The organism is Actinoplanes sp. OR16 (assembly GCF_004001265.1).
Lineage (GTDB): Bacteria > Actinomycetota > Actinomycetes > Mycobacteriales > Micromonosporaceae > Actinoplanes.
In genome coordinates, this window is the sequence record NZ_AP019371.1 from 4893727 (window position 1) to 4911220 (window position 17494).

At 72.9% G+C, this 17494-nt stretch carries 18 protein-coding genes; 11 read left to right on the forward strand and 7 right to left on the reverse strand.

The genetic code is table 11. The annotated features are described in order from the left end of the window. Window positions 1-23: 23 nt before the first annotated feature. Window positions 24-1655 (reverse strand): methyl-accepting chemotaxis protein, encoded by a 1632-nt coding sequence (locus EP757_RS22455; protein ID WP_160165845.1) that lies wholly within the window; start codon window positions 1653-1655, stop codon window positions 24-26. A gap of 148 nt (window positions 1656-1803) precedes the next feature. Here EP757_RS22455 and EP757_RS22460 point away from each other — a divergent pair, with 148 nt between their 5' ends. Next, complete coding sequence (locus tag EP757_RS22460) at window positions 1804-3054, forward strand: low temperature requirement protein A (RefSeq protein WP_232049944.1); 1251 nt, start codon at window positions 1804-1806, stop codon at window positions 3052-3054. Window positions 3055-3168: 114 nt separating this feature from the next. On the opposite strand, the gene EP757_RS22465 is transcribed toward EP757_RS22460, so the two are convergent. After that, a complete protein-coding gene (locus tag EP757_RS22465) occupies window positions 3169-3525 on the reverse strand; it encodes a hypothetical protein (RefSeq protein WP_127549018.1) in 357 nt (118 codons plus the stop codon). Between EP757_RS22465 and EP757_RS22470 the strand changes: the two genes are divergently transcribed. Both EP757_RS22470 and EP757_RS22475 read left to right on the forward strand, forming a co-directional pair. After that, window positions 3512-4096 (forward strand): hypothetical protein, encoded by a 585-nt coding sequence (locus tag EP757_RS22470; protein ID WP_127549020.1) that lies wholly within the window; start codon window positions 3512-3514, stop codon window positions 4094-4096. The genes EP757_RS22465 and EP757_RS22470 overlap by 14 nt on opposite strands. Before the next feature lie 292 nt (window positions 4097-4388). Further along, the gene (locus EP757_RS22475; RefSeq protein ID WP_232049945.1) at window positions 4389-5966 is read left to right on the forward strand and encodes a beta-1,3-glucanase family protein; all 1578 of its coding nucleotides are present in this window, start codon (window positions 4389-4391) and stop codon (window positions 5964-5966) included. 57 nt (window positions 5967-6023) lie between these two features. On the opposite strand, the gene EP757_RS22480 is transcribed toward EP757_RS22475, so the two are convergent. Further along, window positions 6024-7373 carry a hypothetical protein gene (locus tag EP757_RS22480; RefSeq protein ID WP_370457868.1) on the reverse strand — a complete coding sequence of 450 codons (1350 nt, stop codon included), beginning with the start codon at window positions 7371-7373 and terminating at the stop codon, window positions 6024-6026. Further along, complete coding sequence (locus EP757_RS22485; RefSeq protein WP_232049946.1) at window positions 7370-8407, reverse strand: NAD(P)-dependent oxidoreductase; 1038 nt, start codon at window positions 8405-8407, stop codon at window positions 7370-7372. Before EP757_RS22485 ends, EP757_RS22480 begins: the two co-directional genes overlap by 4 nt. Window positions 8408-8539: 132 nt before the next feature. On the opposite strand from EP757_RS22485, the gene EP757_RS22490 reads away from it, so the two are divergent. Genes EP757_RS22490 through EP757_RS22520 form a run of 7 tightly spaced genes read left to right on the forward strand, consistent with a single transcriptional unit; the run spans window position 8540 to window position 13807 of the window. Continuing rightward, the gene (locus EP757_RS22490; RefSeq protein WP_127549026.1) at window positions 8540-9199 is read left to right on the forward strand and encodes a glycosyltransferase family 2 protein; all 660 of its coding nucleotides are present in this window, start codon (window positions 8540-8542) and stop codon (window positions 9197-9199) included. Then, the gene (locus EP757_RS22495) at window positions 9196-9837 is read left to right on the forward strand and encodes a DUF2064 domain-containing protein (RefSeq protein ID WP_127549028.1); all 642 of its coding nucleotides are present in this window, start codon (window positions 9196-9198) and stop codon (window positions 9835-9837) included. Before EP757_RS22490 ends, EP757_RS22495 begins: the two co-directional genes overlap by 4 nt. Further along, window positions 9837-10523 carry a bifunctional 2-polyprenyl-6-hydroxyphenol methylase/3-demethylubiquinol 3-O-methyltransferase UbiG gene (locus EP757_RS22500; RefSeq protein WP_127549031.1) on the forward strand — a complete coding sequence of 229 codons (687 nt, stop codon included), beginning with the start codon at window positions 9837-9839 and terminating at the stop codon, window positions 10521-10523. Before EP757_RS22495 ends, EP757_RS22500 begins: the two co-directional genes overlap by 1 nt. Next, entirely contained in the window at window positions 10496-11698 is a 1203-nt protein-coding gene (locus EP757_RS22505; RefSeq protein ID WP_127549033.1) for a molybdopterin-dependent oxidoreductase, read from the forward strand. Before EP757_RS22500 ends, EP757_RS22505 begins: the two co-directional genes overlap by 28 nt. Beyond that, window positions 11695-12099: a hypothetical protein gene (locus EP757_RS22510; protein ID WP_127549034.1), complete on the forward strand. Its 405-nt coding sequence runs from the start codon at window positions 11695-11697 to the stop codon at window positions 12097-12099. The genes EP757_RS22505 and EP757_RS22510 overlap by 4 nt, the downstream gene beginning before the upstream one ends. A 9-nt stretch (window positions 12100-12108) precedes the next feature. After that, window positions 12109-12804, forward strand: a complete 696-nt coding sequence (locus EP757_RS22515) for a response regulator transcription factor (protein ID WP_127549036.1) — start codon at window positions 12109-12111, stop codon at window positions 12802-12804. Beyond that, entirely contained in the window at window positions 12797-13807 is a 1011-nt protein-coding gene (locus EP757_RS22520; RefSeq protein ID WP_127549038.1) for a sensor histidine kinase KdpD, read from the forward strand. The genes EP757_RS22515 and EP757_RS22520 overlap by 8 nt, the downstream gene beginning before the upstream one ends. Window positions 13808-13829: 22 nt before the next feature. Here EP757_RS22520 and EP757_RS22525 read toward each other — a convergent pair whose 3' ends face one another. From EP757_RS22525 to EP757_RS22535, 3 genes are all read right to left on the reverse strand, one after another. Further along, window positions 13830-14882: an ATP-binding protein gene (locus EP757_RS22525; protein ID WP_127549040.1), complete on the reverse strand. Its 1053-nt coding sequence runs from the start codon at window positions 14880-14882 to the stop codon at window positions 13830-13832. 125 nt (window positions 14883-15007) lie between these two features. Beyond that, complete coding sequence (locus EP757_RS22530) at window positions 15008-16525, reverse strand: FAD-dependent oxidoreductase (protein WP_127549042.1); 1518 nt, start codon at window positions 16523-16525, stop codon at window positions 15008-15010. Between the two features lie 118 nt (window positions 16526-16643). Next, on the reverse strand, window positions 16644-16847 hold the full coding sequence (locus EP757_RS22535; protein WP_127549044.1) for a cold-shock protein: 204 nt from the start codon (window positions 16845-16847) through the stop codon (window positions 16644-16646). Between the two features lie 288 nt (window positions 16848-17135). Between EP757_RS22535 and EP757_RS22540 the strand changes: the two genes are divergently transcribed. Next, on the forward strand, window positions 17136-17447 hold the full coding sequence (locus EP757_RS22540) for a hypothetical protein (RefSeq protein WP_127549045.1): 312 nt from the start codon (window positions 17136-17138) through the stop codon (window positions 17445-17447). Window positions 17448-17494: the final 47 nt, after the last annotated feature.

Sequence of the window (17494 nt, forward strand, 5' to 3'; positions counted from 1 at the left end):
CCGATCGTCACGAGCAGGGTCGATCACACCCGGAAGCCGCCCACCACGGTCTGCAGTTCGCTGGACATCCGCGCCAGCTCCTCGGAGGCCCGCTGCGCGTCACCGATGTTCTCGGTGGTCATGCGCGTCGCCGTGGCCAAGCCGTCGATGCTGTCGGCGATGCCGCTGACGCCGCCGGCCGCGTTGCTGACACCGCGGTTCATCTCGCCGGTGGTGGCGGTCTGTTCCTCGACCGCGGCGGCGATCGTGGTCTGGTAGTCGCTGATCCGGCCGATGATCTGGCCGATCTCGGTGATGGCCGTGATCGCCGTGCCGGTGTTGGCCTGGATGGCGGCCACCCGGGCGCTGATGTCCTCGGTCGCCTTGGCGGTCTCCTGGGCGAGGTCCTTGACCTCGCCGGCCACCACGGCGAAACCCTTGCCCATGTCACCGGCCCGGGCAGCCTCGATGGTCGCGTTGAGGGCGAGCAGGTTGGTCTGCTCGGCGATCGAGGTGATCAGCCGGATCACGTCACTGATCTCGGCGGACGACGTGCCGAGCTGGGAGACGGTGTTGTTCGTCGACTCCGCCATGACCACGGCCTGGGCGGCGACCTCGACGGCCTGGTTGGCGCTCTGCGCGATCTCCCGGATCGAGGCCCCCATCTCGTCCGAGCCGGCCGAGACGGTCTCGATGTCGCGGCGGATCTGTTCGGCGCTGGCAGCGACGGCGTCGGCCTGGGCGCTGGAGTCCGCGGCGTTCCGGGCGATCTGGGTGTTGGTGGCCGACAGCTGCTCGGCCGCGGCCGCGAGGGACTGCGCGGCGGTGCTGAGTGACTCGACGGTGCCGCGCATGGTGCCGGTCGCCTTGTTGAGCGCGACCGCCATGGCGCCCACCTCGTCACGCGAGCGCACGGTGACCACACCGGTCAGGTCCCCGGCGGCCAGCTGGGCGAGGTTGACGTTGACCGCGGCGAGCGGGCGGGTGATCCGGCGGACGGTCAGCCAGCCGAGCAGGGCCGCCACCAGGAGACCGACGCCCAGGATGACGAACATCAGGGTCCGGCTGCTCCGGTACGAGGCGGCGCTGTCCGCGGCGGCCACGCCCGCCTCGGTGGCCTCGTACTCGGTGAGGGAGTCGAACGCGGCGTTGATCTCGTCGGTCACCGGTGCGGCGTTCGCGTCGTAGACCTTCGAGAACACGGCGTTGTTGCCTTTCGCCGCGGCGGGAACGAGCTGGTCGTCCCGGATGCCGGCCAGCGTGGTCAGCCCGTCGTTGATGGTGGTCACGGCGGTCTGCTGAACGCTGGTCAGGCCGAGGCCGGCGTACTGTTCGATGCCCTGCAGGGTGAGTTCGTGGGCGTCGATCGCCGCCTGCCGGAAGTTCTCGGCGCCCGCGTCGGTGACCGCGATGTTCATCCGCGCCAGGTTCAGCAGCTCGTCGTCGAACGCGCCCTGAGTGACGGCGAGGGCCTGCGACGGTTTGAGGTTCTCCTCGACGATCGCGTTGGCTTTGCTGTTCGCCGTGCTCAGACCGGCGAGGCCGGCGGCCGCGACCGCGCCACCGGCGAGCAGGGCCACCGCCAGCGCCCCGCTGATCTTCACGCCGACCGGCAGGTCGCCGAAGAAACTCAGGGCGCCGCGACGTCCCGCCTGCGGTGTTGACAAGTCCGCCACGACGTCGTGCCTCCTGATCGACCCGGGTGTGCCACATGTCTCATCGGCACATCCGCCCACGGCGTGAGCGCCTGGGCCGGCGGGTGACTCCCATCCGCTCGGGTAGGCGCCACCGCGTTTTCCGTGTGGTCCCGGGACGGTGGGGGTAGTGCTCACCGACAGCACCGCACCACCGGCTGGGGGCCACGTGACCGAGGACCGGCAGAAGCTGGACGAGCAGGAGCAGGAGCAGGTCGAGGCGGTCCGGCCGCCCGACCTGAACCAGGACTCCGACCGCTCCGCGACACGCCTCGAGCTCTTCTTCGACCTGGCGTTCGTGCTGTTCGTGGCGCGCTGCGCCGACGTGCTGGCCAAGGACGAGACGTGGCACGGCGCGCTGGTGTTCTGCGCGGTGCTGACCATCGGCTGGTGGGCCTGGGCCAGCACCACCCTCTACGCCAACCGGTTCGACACCGACGACGCGGTCTTCCGGCTGCTCACGCTCGCCGCGATGGCCGGCGTGGTGGTGATGGCGGCGAGCGTCGACAAGATCGACGGGCCCGAGGGGCGCTGGTTCGCCATCGGTTACGTGATCATCCGGCTGGCGCTGATCGCCGGGTACGCGCGGGCCTGGCGTCACGTGCCGGACGCCCGGTCCACCGCCCGGCTGTACCTGATCGGCCACTCGCTCGGCGCCGCCGTCTGGCTCGCCTCGCTGGCCGTGCCGGAGCCCGGCCGGTACTGGCTCTGGGGTGTGGGCGTGCTCGCCGACGTGGTGTGGCCCACCGCGGCGGCCCGGCTCAAGGACGCCGTCCCGCTGCACCTGGAACACCTGCCGGAACGCTTCGGCCTGTTCGTGATCCTGGTGCTCGGCGAGTCGGTCGCGGCGGTCGTGACGGGCCTGCACGACGGTGGGTGGAAGCCGGTCGTGGTGGTCACCGCGACGGCGGCGTTCGTGGTCGCGGCGGCGCTGTGGTGGATCTACTTCGACCTCTCCGGCGGTGCGGCCAAGCGGCGCCTCGCGGTGGAGGGCGGCGAGGGCACCAAGCACGGCGTTCATGACTTCTACGTGTACGTCCACCTGCCCCTGGCAGTCTCGCTGGCGGCGGTGGCGGTCGGGCTGGAACACGCCGTCCTGCACGGCGCCGACGATCACCTGACCGCCGGGACGAGATGGGTGCTTGCCATCGGCGTGGCCGGATATCTGCTCAGCGCCGCGGTCATGCAGGCCCACCTGGGCGGCCGGTTGCGCGGAGCGGTGCTGTGGCCGGGCGCCGGCGTGCCGCTGGCTCTGGTCATCGCCCTGCTCGACCTGGCCGCCGTGGTGACCGCGGGGCTGTTCGCCGCGCTGGTGGTCGCCGGTGTGGTCGCCGGCTTCCTGCTGCACCGCTCCGGCGAGGTCCGTACCGCCAAGGTCTGATCTCCGGTAGGTAGACCCGGCCGAAGCTGGATCGCATCCAGCTTCGAAATGAGCCGCATCGACGCTTCGGCGGTCCTGGCGCCGGCACGCTCACGCAGTGACTGCCGCGTCAGCTCATCGCGGCATCCCCACCACCAGGAACTCCCACCGGCCCGTTCCGGTGATTGGCATCCGGTGCCCCGGCGATGCCGCGCCGTGGCGACCGAGCGGGTGTCGCACCACGAACTCATCGCCGGTGTAGATGACGACGAAGCCGGTGGACGGGTCGCCGATGACCAGCGGGCGGTCTTTCCCCGGCTTCTTGCGGTGCTGCTTCGGACGATCGCGGTCGTGGGATGTGCTGTTCGCCGGTGAGGGGCGGTCGCCGTGCGGGCGGGCGGCCGGCTTGCTGGTCGGCCGGCTGGTCGCGGGCCGTTCACCGGCAGGCGTCGTGGCGGCCAGCGCCATGGTGGACGGCGTGGTGGTCGACATCGGGCCGGTCGTCGTCGTGGTTCTCACCGGTGGGTTCGAAGCGGTCGCGCTTGCGCTGGGAGCACTTGAGCTCGCGGCGCCCGTGCTGGTGGCGTTCGGGCTGGTGGCGCTCGGGCTGGGCGCCGGCCGGCTCGTGGCGGGTTTCGGTGAGGAACCGGGCATGCCGGGTGCCGGGCGGTTCGTGCTCGGGGAAGGCCGGCCGTTCGCCGTGCCAGGTGCCGGGCGGCTCGCGGTGGGGGAGGGCTGGCCGCTCGCGGCCGCTGAGGAGGGAGCGGTGGGAGCAATCGAGGACGGGACGCTGGAGACAGCTGAAGGCGAAGGGTGGGAGCCGGCTGAGGGCGAGGCGGTGGGAGCGGCTGAGGGCGGGGCGCTGGAAACGGTTGTGGACGGGGCTCCCGCGCCGGTGACCGGTCTGCCCTGCGCGTCGAGGATGCGCAGCACGGCGGCGTCCGGGCCGGGACCCGTGGACTGGGCGGCGGCGGGGTCGGGAGTGTCGGCGCGGGCGAGCGCCGGGGGCAGCAGTGTCGTGACGACAGCGAATCCCGCGGCGACGGTTTTGCGCATCCCGTGAACCTCCTCGAACCATGGACCGGATCTTCGGAGAATAGTGCCGAAACCGTACAAAAGCTCCTAAATAACCCATTGGAGTACGGGACGCGAAACATTTATGAAAACCACTGTTGACATCAGTTAACACGCCGAACAATGCTGTGAGAGCGCTCTCATGACTCCTCGTGGGAAGCGCCGGCGAACGGGTCGCCGCCCCGTGACCTGTCCCCTTCGCCGCCGACCGCCGCCCGGCCGCTTCCCCGAGGCCGCCGGGTGTCCTGGATCGAACTGAGGTGCTGAGTTTGCGTACCCGAATGAAATGGCTGACCGCCGCGGCCGCCCTCCTGATGGCAGCTCCGGTCATGGCCGTGACGACGCCCGCCGCGGCGGCGTCACCGGCTGTGCTCCCGCTCACCGTCACCAACAACACCGGTCGCGGCGACGCCGTGTTCCTCTACGTCATCGGCACCATGAACGGGCGCTGGGGATACGTCAACACCAGTGGCGTGTTCAGCCCGTGGCCCGCCGGCGGCAACCCGCCCGTGCCCGCCCCGGACGTGTCGATGGCCGGGCCCGGCAACGGCGGCACCACGACGATCCGCATCCCCAAGGGACTGTCCGGCCGCGTCTACATGGCGATGGGCGACAAGATCAAGTTCTTCATCACGCCCGACGGCTTCGTCCAGCCGGCCCCATGGGCGCCGGGCGACCCGAACTTCAACACCCTCTTCGACACGAGCGAGTTCACCTTCAACGACGCGGGCCTGTGGCTGAACAGCTCGCAGGTCGACTTCTTCGGCATCCCGCACGCGGTCACCGTGACCAACGGCGCCGGGCAGACCAAGCGCACCGGTGACGTCGTCGCCGACGGCCGCAACAAGGTCATCAATGCCATCAAGGCGCAACCGGGCTGGCAGGACTCGGTCATCACCCGCGCTGACGGCACGGTCCTGCGGGTGCTGGCACCGGGCAAGGCCACCGACGCCGGGAAGTTCCCCGCGAACTACCTCGACGCCTACATCAACTCCGCGTGGAGCGCCTACACCAGCAGGACGCTGACGGTCGTGCCGCGCCAGAACGAGCCGAACCGCAAGTTCTTCGGCCGGACCGTCGGCAACACGATGCGCTTCACCGACAGCACCGGCGCCGAGGTCGCCACCGTCGACAAGCCCAGCACCGCGAACGTCTGGGGCTGCGACGGCGTCTTCAACGCCCCGAACGTGGCGCCGTTCATCCAGAGCGAGGTCCGGCGGACCATCTGCACCGCCCTGGTCCGGGGCACTCTGGGGACGTCGACCCAGGAGCCGGTGTACGACGCGAACGCGTTCTACAAGAACAGCGCGCCGAACCATTACTCGCGGATCATCCACGCCAACATGGTCGACGGTAAGGCGTACGGCTTCGCCTACGACGACGTCGGCGGCTTCGAGTCGCTGGTCCACGACGGTGACCCGCAGCAGGCCGGAATCGTCATGAGCCCGTTCGGCGGCGGCGGGAACCCGCCCGCCACCGGCAACCGGATCCTCAGCAACTGGAACAACAAGTGCATCGACGTGAACAACGCCAACTTCTCCGACGGGGTGCCGCTGCAGGTCTGGACCTGCAACGGCACCGCCGCCCAGGCGTGGACGTTCAGCGGCGGCACGATCAGCACGCAGAACAACAAGTGCATGGACGTCGCCTGGGGCTCCCGGGACAACGGCGCGGTCATCCAGATCGCCACATGCAGCGGCAACGCCGCCCAGCAGTTCGTGCTCAGCGCGGCCGGTGACCTGGTCAACCCGCAGGCGAACAAGTGCGTCGACATCGCGGAGTGGAACCCGAACGACGGCGCCCGGCTGCACCTGTGGGACTGCGTCGGCGGCCAGAACCAGAAGTGGCGCCGAGGCTGACCGGATCGGCAAGCGGGCCCGTGTGCGAGCACGGGCCCGCCCGCCCCGCGGCGTGGCTCACCACGCGGTGAGCACCAGATGGTTGACCAGCAGCGCGGTGCCGGCCTGCGCACCCAGCCAGAAACGCCGATCCCGGTACGGGACCAGCACCGCGGCGGCCGGCAGCCAGACCGCGAACGGCAGCCAGATGCGCTCCACCTCGGCCTTGCTCAGACCCGACAGATCAGCCACGGTGATCGCGGCCACCGCGGCCAGGCAGAGCAGCACGGGGGAGCGGCGCGCGGACCGTGAGGCCGCCGCCGCACGGCGCACCATCACCGCGGCGGCCGGTCCCGCGCACAGGGCGAGGGCGGCCAGGTTGGCCACGATCCAGTACGGGTACGGGCGATCGCTGGCCAGTCCCTGGTAGTAGCGCACCCGGACCAGCTCGTAGCCCTGCCACCAGTCGAACCCGGCCGCCGTCATCGCGCCCGCGACCGCCGCCGCACCCGCCACGGCCCAGCCGAGCCACCGCCACCGGCCGCGAGACGCCACCACGATCGCCGCTGCCGGGAACGCCAGCAGGATCAGTCCGTAGGACAGGTACGCGCACGCGGCCAGCCCGGCCCCGCCACCGAGCAGCGCCCACCGCGACCGCCGGGACAACCCGGCCGCCAGCATCGCGAGCGCGCCCGCCGCGACCCCGGCGAACAGGCCGTCGGCGGACACGCCGATCCACACCGCCCCCGGGAACAGCACCAGGAACGGCATCGCCGCCCGGGCCGCCGCCTCGTCGCCGAGCGCCCGCAGCGTGACGGCGACCGCGACCGTCACCGCGCATCCGGCCGCCACGCACACGATCGCCGCCCACGCGCCGCCACCCAACCCCAGCCGGTCCAGGCCGACGAAGACCAGCAACGCCCCGGGCGGGTGCCCGGCGACGTGGGTGGTCCACGGATCGGCGGTGCCGTCCACGATGCGGCCGGTGAAGCCGCGCAGCATCGCCGGCACGTCGGTGACCCCGGGCACCTCACTCAGGTACTCGAACCGGGTCGTCAACCGGCCGGCGACACCCCGCTGCCACCCGTCGACCAGGGCGAGCGCGAACGTCCACGCCGCCGCCGTGGCCCAGCCCGCGAGAAGCAGCCGCCGCCAGGACAGCGCGGCGGCCAGCCCGGGACCCCACCGCACGACTGCCACCGCGATCGCCACGGCCAGCGGGGTGCCGGGACCGGCGTGCGGCAGCACATGGCCGAACAGCGGGGCGGCCGACGCCCGTACCGGCCGGCCCGCCGCACCGAGCACCACGGCGGCTGCCGCAGCGGCGGCGACCAGGATCACCACCGCCAGCAGCGTGCCCGAGTCCGCCCGTGACGACGGCCGCCAGCCGGTCGGTGCCGCCCGGCTGCGGCCCGGCCCGCCGCTCAGCCCCGCAGCGGCGCGCATGCGAACTCCCGCAACCCGGCGGCCGGTGTGACCACCGCCCGGAATCCGAGCTCGGCCGCCGCGCGCTGCGGCGACGCCACGATGTGCCGGACGTCGCCGAGCCGGAACCTGCCGGTGATCTGAGGGCCCGGTCCGCCGAACGCCTCACCGAGCAGACCGGCCATCTCCCCGACGGTGACGGGCCGCCCGGAGGCGACGTTGTACGCGCGGAAGCCGCCGGATGCGTCCAGTGCCGCCACGTTCGCCGCCGCCACGTCGGTGACGTGCACGAAGTCCCGCAGCTGGCCGCCGTCCTCGTACACCTGCGGGGCCCGGCCGCCCTCCAGCGCGGACCGGAAGATCGCCGCCACACCGCTATACGGGGTGTCGCGCGGCATGCCCGGGCCGTACACGTTGTGGTAGCGCAGCGCGGTCACCGCCGCGCCGGTCTCCCGCGCCCAGACCGCGGCCAGATGTTCCTGGGCGACCTTCGTCGCCGCGTACACGCTGCGCGGATCCATCGGCGCGTCCTCATCGACCCGCTCGCCGGTCAGCGGCCGGGCGCAGGACGGGCAGCCGGGCTCGAACCGGCCCGCCGCCAGATCCGCCGGGTCGCGCGGGGCAGGCCGCACCACACCGTGATCCGGGCAGCGGTAGGCGCCCTCGCCGTAGACGACCATCGAGCTGGCGAGCACCAGCCGCCGTACCCCGGCTTCGGCCATCGCCGCGAGCAGCACCGCCGTGCCGAGATCGTTGCAGCCGACGTACTCCGGCAGGTCCCGCGGCCCGGCGCCGAGTCCGACCAGCGCGGCCTGATGCACGACCGCCTCCGCGCCGCGCAGGGCCGCGCGGACCGCGCCGGCGTCGCGGATGTCGGCGCGTATCAGGACCGCGCCGGCCGGGACCGAGGGTGGCTCCCGGTGCGCGGCCGGATGACCGCAATCCAGAACTGTCACGTCGTGATTCGCGGCGAGCAGGGCGGTGGTCACGTGCGAGCCGATGAATCCGGCGCCGCCGGTCACGAGAACATGGGTCACGGCGGCACCGTAGGCACGCCGCGACCGATCGCGCAGCGGCCGGCGCCGATCCGTCAGCGGTTCGTAAGGACTGCCGCCGACGTCACCGTTCCGTAAGATCTCACCGCTCTGAGCAGCGCTAACTTGCGATTCATGACCGATGTGGTGTTGCCCTGCCTCAACGAGGCCGCAGCCCTGCCGTGGCTGCTCGCGCGGATGCCGGCCGGCTACCGGCCGATCCTGGCCGACAACGGCTCGACCGACGGCTCCCTCGACGTGGCCCGGCGTCACGGCGTCCGGATCGTCACGGTCGCCCAGCGTGGCTACGGCGCCGCCGTGCACGCCGGCGTGCTGGCCGCCGACCCCGCCGACGGCGTCGTCTGCGTCATGGACGCGGACGGCTCGTTCGACCCGGCGCAGCTGCCGCTGCTCGCCGACCCGGTCCGGGCCGGCGTCCTCGACCTGGCCTGCGGGCGGCGCCGGCCGGTGAACGCGCGTGCCTGGCCGCCGCATGCCCGGCTCGGCAACGCCGTGCTCGCCCGCCGGATCCGCCGGGGGACCGGGCTGCCGGTGCACGACATCGCGCCGATGCGGGCCGCCCGCCGCGACGCCCTGATCGCCCTCGACCTGCGCGACCGGCGCTTCGGATACCCCCTGGAGCTGCTGCTCGGCGCCGCCCGCGCCGGCTGGCGGGTGGCCGAGACCGACATCACCTACCGGCCACGCGCCGCCGGGACCCGCTCCAAGGTGACCGGGACCGTCCGCGGCACCCTGCGCGCCGTCCACGACATGCGGGCGGTGCTTTCCCGATGATCCAGCTCCTGGTCATCGCGAAGGCGCCGGTGCCGGGCCGGGTGAAGACCCGGCTGTGCCCGCCGTGCACCCCGCGGACAGCGGCGGTGATCGCAGCAGCGGCCCTGGCCGACACGCTCGCCGCGGCCGGCGCGGTCCCGGCCGTGCGGCGCGTGCTGGTCCTCGACGGCGACCACCCGGCACCGCCGGGATGGGCCTGCGTGCCGCAGCGCGGCGACGGTCTGGGACAGCGGCTCGCGCACGCCTTCGCCGACACCGCGCTGCCCGGCGTGCCGTCGCTGCTGATCGGCATGGACACCCCGCAGGTGACGCCCGCCCTGCTCGAGGCCGCCGGACACATGCTGGGTGAGAACCGGTCGGTGATCGGGCCCGCCGACGACGGCGGCTGGTGGGCGCTGGGTCTGACCGACCCCGCCGACGCGGCAGCGCTGTCACCGGTGGTCATGTCCACCCCGGAGACCGGGCGCGACACCCGGGCCGCCCTGCGCGGCCGCGGCGCCGACCCGCGGACGCTGGCCCGGCTGCGGGATGTGGACGTGGCCGCCGACGCTCTCGCGGTGGCCGCCGCCTGCCCACCCGGATCCCGGTTCGCGGAGGCCGTGGCCCGGCACCTGACCGACGCTGCGGCGGGTGTGTGATGACCGCCCCCGCCGTGGTGTGCCCGCCCGCCGGGCAGGTCGCCCTGGACCTCTACGACCGGGCGCTGGCCCGGGCCGCCGGGGGCGGCGACGGCACCCTCGTGCTGCGTGACACGGCCGGCCGCGAGCACCGCATCGACGCGGCCCGCTGGTGTGCCGCGGACCTGCCCGGCGACACCGGGCTGCTGGGGCGGTGCACCGGGGCCACCCTGGACGTCGGCTGCGGCCCGGGCCGGCTCACCGGTGCGCTGCTCGGCGCCGGCCGGGCAGCGTTCGGCATCGACGTGAGCAGCGCCGCCGTACGCCTGGCGCGTGCCCGCGGAGCCCTGGCGCTGCGCCGTGACGTGTTCACCGCCGTCCCCGGTGAGGGCCGGTGGGAGCACCTGCTGCTCGCCGACGGCAACCTCGGCATCGGCGGTGATCCGGCGCGGCTGCTGCGCCGCTGCCGGGACCTGATCGCCGCGCACGGGCGGATCCACGTGGAGGCCGCACCGGCGGGAGCCGGCACCTGGTCCGGGACCGCGACCCTGCACGACCCGGCCCGGCCGGCCGGTGACGGGGCGCCCCTGCGGTGGGCGCAGGTGGCCGCCGACGACCTGGCGCCGCTGGCCCGGCTCGCGGGCCTGGCCGTGCGGACGACCTGGACGGAGGAAGGCCGATGGTTCGCGACCCTGGCCGCCGGTTGAGCGGGCTGCTCACCTGGCTGACCACGCCGCTGCCGCCGCCGCCCGAGCGGCTGCGCCGGGGGCCACTGCGTCCCGGCGCGTTCCCGTCGCCCCTGCGGTCGGCGCGGCTGAGCGCGAACCTCGGCGCGGCCCTCGGCGTCATGATGCTGACCTGCCTGATCACCGGCGTGCTCAGTCACCTGATTCAGCATCCTCCGGCCTGGTTCACCTGGCCGTCGCGGCCGATCGGCCTCTACCGGTTCACCCAGGGCCTGCACGTGGCGACCGGCCTCGCCACCGTGCCACTGCTCGGCGCGAAACTGTGGTCGGTCTATCCCCGGCTGTTCGCCTGGCCGCCGGCGCGCAGCATCGCCCACGCCGCCGAACGGCTGTCGGTGGCGCTGCTGGTCGCCGCCGCGCTGTCCCAGACGGTCAGCGGGCTGCTCAACATCGCCCACTGGTACACGCCGATGCCGTTCTTCTTCACCACCGGTCACTACCGGGTGGCGTGGCTGCTCACCGGGGCCGTGCTGATCCACCTCGGCGTGAAACTGCCGCTGATCCGCGCGACGTGGCGCCGGCCCGCCCCGCCGGACGGGCGCCGCCAGGTCCTCGCCGCGGCAGGCGCTGCCGCCGCCCTGATCACCGTGTCCACGCTCGGGCAGACCGTGCGGCCGCTGGCCGGAATCTCCCTGCTCGCGCCCCGCCGCCCGGGCAGCGGCCCGCAGCGGCTGCCGGTCAACCGGACCGCCGCGGCAGCCGGGGTCCGCGACCTCGCGCTCGACCCCGGATATCGGCTCACGATCAGCGGCCCGGGCGGCGGTGTGTCGCTCACCCTCGCCGAACTGCAGGCGCTGCCGCAGCACACCGCGGTCCTGCCGATCGCGTGCGTCGAGGGCTGGAGCTCCACCGGAACCTGGACCGGCGTGCGGCTACGCGACCTGATCACCCTGGCCGGCGACGTGCCGGCCGCGGGCGAGGCGGTCGTCGAGTCGTTGCAGGCCGACGGCCGGTATCGCACCTCGGTGCTGGCCGGCCCGCACCTCACCGACGGCCTCACGCTGCTCGCGCTCCGGCTGGCCGGCGAGCCGCTGGCGCTCGACCACGGGTACCCGGCCCGGTTGATCGCGCCGAACCGGCCCGGCGTCCTGCAGACGAAATGGGTCACCCGGATCACGGTGCGGGAGGCCCGATGAGAATCGCTCTCGTCGGGACCGGGGCACTGCTCTGCCTGTACGCGCTGAGCACCGTGGCGACCGCCGCGGGCGTCCTGCTCTTCCTGCTGGCTGTGGTGCTGCTGCACGACCTGGTGTTCCTGCCGGCGGTGCTCGCGGCCGGGTGCCTGATCCGCCGGTGGGTGCCGCCGCGCCGGCAGCCGGCCGCCCGGTTCGCCGGCGTGGTCGGGCTCGCGGTCGTGGTGGTCGCCCTGCCGATGGTGCTCGGGTTCGGGCGGTCAGCGGACAATCCGACAGTGCTGCCCCGCCCGTACGGGCAAGGTCTGATCTTGATTGTGGGGTTGGTGGTCATGAGCGTCGTGCTGGGCCGTAAGGGAATCGAAAGGTCGCGGGGGAGGCGGCGCCGCAGCCGGTCTGGGTAGCCTGCCACCGTGACCCACCAGGTGCTGGTCGTCGACGACGACCCGACCGTCAGCGACGTCGTGCGCCGTTACCTCGAGCAGGACGGCTGCCGGGTGCGGCTCGCCACCGACGGGCTGAGCGCGCTCGCCGCCGCCGACACCGAACGCCCCGACCTCGTCGTGCTGGACCTGATGCTCGGGGGGATCGACGGTCTCGAGGTGTGCCGGCGGCTGCGGCGCGACCATCCCGGCCTGCCCGTCGTCATGCTGACCGCGCTGGGTGAGGAGAGCGACCGGGTGCTGGGCCTCGAAGTGGGCGCCGACGACTACGTCACCAAGCCGTTCAGCCCGCGCGAACTCGTCCTGCGGGTGCGTTCGGTGCTGCGCCGCACGGCATCGGACACCCCGCGGCCGGCCCAGCTGCTGCACGACGGTGACCTGGTCGCCGACACCGGCCGGCGTGTCGCGGGGGTCGCCGGGCGGCCCCTGCCGCTCACGGTGCGCGAGTTCGACCTGCTGGAGTTCCTGCTGCGGAACCCGGCCCGGGTCTTCACCCGTGCCGAACTGCTCGACCGGGTGTGGGGCTGGCAGTTCGGCGACGAGTCGACGGTCACCGTCCACGTCCGGCGCCTGCGGGAGAAGATCGAGGAGGATCCGTCCGCCCCGCGCCGGCTACTCACCGTCTGGGGTGTCGGCTACCGATACGAGCCGGTCGCCGGTGCGTGACATCCTCCTGATCGGCCTGTACGCGCTCGCCGCGGGCGCCGTGGTCGGGCTGTTCGGCGCCGGGCTGCTGCGGCTGTTGCGCGGTCGTTCGATCACCGTGCACGTGTGTGTGCTGCTCGCCGTCACCGTCGCCGCGGTCGTCGCCGGTGTCGCCACGGTGGCCCAGGCGATGTTCCTGTCCGGCCACGACCTGCAGGTGGTGCTGGTGACGGTCTCCGCGTCGGCGGCGGTCAGCCTCGCCCTGGGCTTCGTCTTCGGCCGCCGGCTGGCCACCGCGGCGGTCTGGGCCGCGCAGGCCCGCGACCGGGAGCGGCGGATGGAGGCCGGCCGCCGCGAACTCGTCGCCTGGGTCTCGCACGATCTGCGCACCCCGCTCGCCGGTCTGCGGGCCATGACCGAGGCGCTGCAGGACGGCGTGGTGGCCGACCCGGAGACGGTCGCGGAGTACCACCGCCGCATCGGCGCCGAGACGGGCCGGATGAGCGCGCTCGTGGATGACCTCTTCGAACTGTCCCGCATCCACGCCGGCGCGCTGCGCCTCGCCCCGGCACGGCTGCCGCTCGCCGACGTCGTCTCGGACGCGGTCGCCGCGGTGACACCTCTCGCCGTGCACCGCGGCATCACCGTGGAGGCGGCCGGCGACGGCTGGCCGATGGTCACCGCGGGCGCGCCCGAACTGAACCGGATCGTCGGCAACCTGCTCGTCAACGCGGTCCGGTACACCCCGCCGCACGGCTCGATCCGCGTCGACGCCGGCCACGACGGCGCCCACGTGTGGTTCGCGGTCTCCGACACCTGCGGCGGCATCCCGGACGACGACCTGCCCCGGGTCTTCGACGTGGCGTTCCGCGGCAGCCGGGCCCGGACTCCGGGCGGCGCGGGCGGCGGACTGGGCCTGGCCATCGTGCGTGGCCTGGCGGAGGCGCACGGCGGGCAGGTCGCGGCCCGCAACATCGCCGGCGGCTGCCGGTTCGAGGTCCGCCTGCCGGGTGGTCAGCGCTGACCCGGTCGGCGCCATTGCCGGGTCAGGACACCCGGCGGCGGAACCGGTAGCCGAGATGGATCCGGGTGCCGGTGGAGTCGGTGGTGATCTCCAAGCTGGTGCAGGCCTGCTGGATCAGTTCGAGGCCGCTGGGGCGCCGCCTGCGGGAACCGGTTCGCGGACGGGCGTCAGCACCGCCGGCGGCACGCAGAGCCGTGCCGATGCCGGGACCGTGGTCACTGATCTCGCACCAGAGATGATCGCCGCGGTGCCAGCTCAGCAGTTGACCGAACCCGCCACCGTGCTGCACCACGTTCACCATCGCCTCGTGCACGGCCAGCGTGAACCGGGCGGCGTGCTCGCCGGGCAGGCCGTAGGCGATGCCGGTGCTGTGCAGTCGCCGGCGCAGCTGGGGCAGCGTGTGGTGGTCGAACCAGCCGGCCAGCGGCAGCGCGGTGAGCGGCTCGCCGGTCCGGCCGGAGACCGTGGAGACCGGTGTGCCCGCGGCCATCGCCAGGATCGTGTCGTCGAACCGGGCCTGGGCGAAGGTGCTGGACCAGTCCACGCCGAGCCGCTCCAGGTTGAGCAGTTCGGTGGCCGCCGCCGTCAACGCCGTCGCGGCGTTGCGGTCGGTGTCGTGCAGCGGGCCCGGTGTCCGCCGGTAGACGTCCACTGCTCCGGCGTGGCGGATGCCGCCGGCGTGCAGGGGCAGCGCGAACACCGCGCGTACCCCGGCGGCCAGTGCCGCGGGGGTGAATCGTGGCCAGTGTTCGCGCCACGCCGCGTCCCTCAGGTCGGCGGCGTGGACGGGCCGGCGGGTGGCGGCGGCCTCATGGCAGGGACCGTCGCGCAGCGACTCCTGCGCCGACTCGATCCGGGCGCTGGTCTGATCGCTGCTGAACCGGATCCGCGCGTCCGTCATGCCCCCCTGGCGGGTTGTCGGTGGGCCCGCCGACAACCCGATGCCGTTGATGCCCGGCATCAGGGCCCCGCCCAGACGGCACAGCGTGGCCAGGTCCGGGCCGTTGGCGCTGACCAGATCCCAGACCCGGGCCGGGTACGCGTCATCTCGATCGTTACTGCTCTGCTGACTCATCAGCTACTCCCTGGACGGCGCCACGTGCTGAAGAAGGCGCTACCAGGGACTGGGGCAGCGAGTGAAGGGCGACAGGGCACGCACTCTGGTGTTGACGGTAGACCAGTACGGCGGATACCGCCTCCTCAGCGGCCGGCCAGCAGGCCGCGCGGCGGAACCGAGTAGACCTGCACCGGGCGTACGCCGTGGCGGCGCAGGATCGCGTTGGCGGCCGTCGCGGCCGAGGCGGCGGAACGTTCCATCAGCGCGCACGGGAACGGCATGCGGACCCAGTCCCCGGCCAGGAACAACCCGTCGGCGTCGGTGGTCACACCCGGCCGGGTGGCGTCGCTGCCGACGCCGAACGCCGGCGCGTCGTAGCCGATCCGGGTGTCGCTGTCGACGATCCGCAGACCCCGCGTCTCCGGCCAGATGCCGGTGAGCTGCGCCCACATGTCACGGGCGGCGTCCGCCGGGTCGATGCCGTGGCCGGCGGCGTAGGCGTGCAGTTCCACCACGGCGCCGCCGGTGCGCCGTGACCAGGCGGCCGAGCCTCGTTCGACGCGGTGGAACAGGCTGACCGAGTCCAGCAGCGGTTCACGGGCGACGCTGCTGAACACGGCACGGTCCGCGGTGACGTCACGGTCGGTCCAGATCCGGCTGACCGCGTACGGGGAAGTGGTCCGTACCGTCTCGATGTTCTTGACCAGACCCGGCGCCGACCCGGCCAGGGCGGGCGAGGCGGCGACGATGGCGCGGGCCGACTCCGGGTCGGTGGCCAGGACGACGTGGTCGGCGCGGATCTGCGAGCCGTCGGCGCCGGTGACGGTCCAGCCCGGTTCGATCCGGTCGACGGCGGCGCCGGTGCGGATGTCGGCGCCCAGCGCCTGCAGCCGCGCGCACAGCGGCGCCCAGATCGAGGTCTGGTAGTCGTCGTCCGGCGCGTCGAAGGCCAGCCCTTCGGCGTTGCGCAGGAAGTAGAAGTGGAATTGCATGATCATCTCTGCTGCCGACATCTCGGCCGCCGGGTTGAAGAACGAGTGCGCGAACACGTCGAACAGCAGCGCCCGGGCCTGCTCCGGCATGGCGAGCCGGTCCAGGAAGTCCGCCGCCGGCATCGTGTCGAAGTCCCGGTAGGTCCGCGTCCGCGAGTATCGCAGCAGCGCCGTGGCCGCCGGGCCGTCGACGTCGCGCATCTCGCGCAGCCTCAGGCTGGGGGAGCGGGCGATCAGCGCGAGCAGGCTCCACGGTGGCCTTCTCGGCAACCCGCCGAAGTCCTCCTCCGGCCAGGCCCGCGACACCACGGGATAGCGCTCGGCCGGGCGCAGGAACGCCAGCGAGGGGTCGATCCGGCGCAGGACGGCGCGCCAGTTGTAGTACTGCCGGAAGAAGGCGTGGAATCCGTGCCCCACCATCGCGGCCGAACCGTCCGCGAGCCGTCTCGGCCACGCCGCGAGCCGGCCGCCGAGCCGCTCGCCGCGTTCCAGCAGCGTCACCGCGACGCCGCGTTCCGCGAGCAGCAGCGCCGACGTCATTCCCGCGATCCCGCCGCCGATCACCACGGTGCGCACCGGGTGCCGGGTGGCAGGCGGCAGTGACCTGTCGATGCGCACGAGACGGTGGGCGTGGCGGCTCGTGGAGCCGGGGGCGCGGGTGAGCGTCATGCCTCGCAAGTTCCCGGCCGCCCGTGATCCAATCCATTCGACCGGAAACGGTCACGGTCAATGCACGCCGAAACGGCGGCCCGCTGAACCAGTCAGGCCGCCGTTCCGGAAATCCGAATCAGATCGTGCGGATGTTCTCCGCCTGCGGGCCCTTCTGGCCCTGGGTGATGTCGAATTCCACCCGCTGGTTCTCGTCCAGGCTGCGGAAACCGCTCGCCGAGATCGCTGAGAAATGGGCGAAGACGTCGGCGCCGCCGCCGTCCTGGGCGATGAAACCGAAACCCTTGTCGCCGTTGAACCACTTCACGGTTCCAGTAGTCATGATCTGCTCCTTCGCAGGCCGTTAGCGATCCGCACCGTGCGGACCGCACGCCGCCGCGTTGATCACCCGCGTCAGAGCGACACGAAAACGAAAAAGCGCCTGGCCGGGTTATCTGAGACCCAGCAGGCGCCGAAAACGTCTATGGAAATCAAAACTGCAACGAGGCAACCGTAGCACAGAATTTGGATCACCGTCGCGCGCCGATTGCGAGGTAGGGTGGAGATGAACAATTTCTGCTCAGACGCCCACCGCCTGGACGCCGCCAGTACCGAAATTCCGGAGAATCACGTGACACTGATGCCCACCCCGCCGGCGTTCATCCCGCCGGCGCCGGAGAAACCCACCCGGAACCTGCGCGAGCGAGGGGCCGCCAGTTTCCACGCCGCCCTCGCCGCGGTCCTGACCGCGGGCCTCGACGACGCGCTCGAAGCAGGCGATCACCCGAGGGCGGTCAGCCTCATCAACCGGGGCTTCGCCGAGGGCAGCCCGCAGATGGGCTGCGAGTTGCTCTGCCGTGCCATGGCCAGCGTCGGCACAGCCCGGACGTGGACGGTGCAGCTGTCGCCGCTCGCCAGGGCGCAGCAACGATCGGTGTCGTGAGGCGGCCTGCACGAGCGGGACGGCGCGGCCTCTAGGCTTCCGATCGG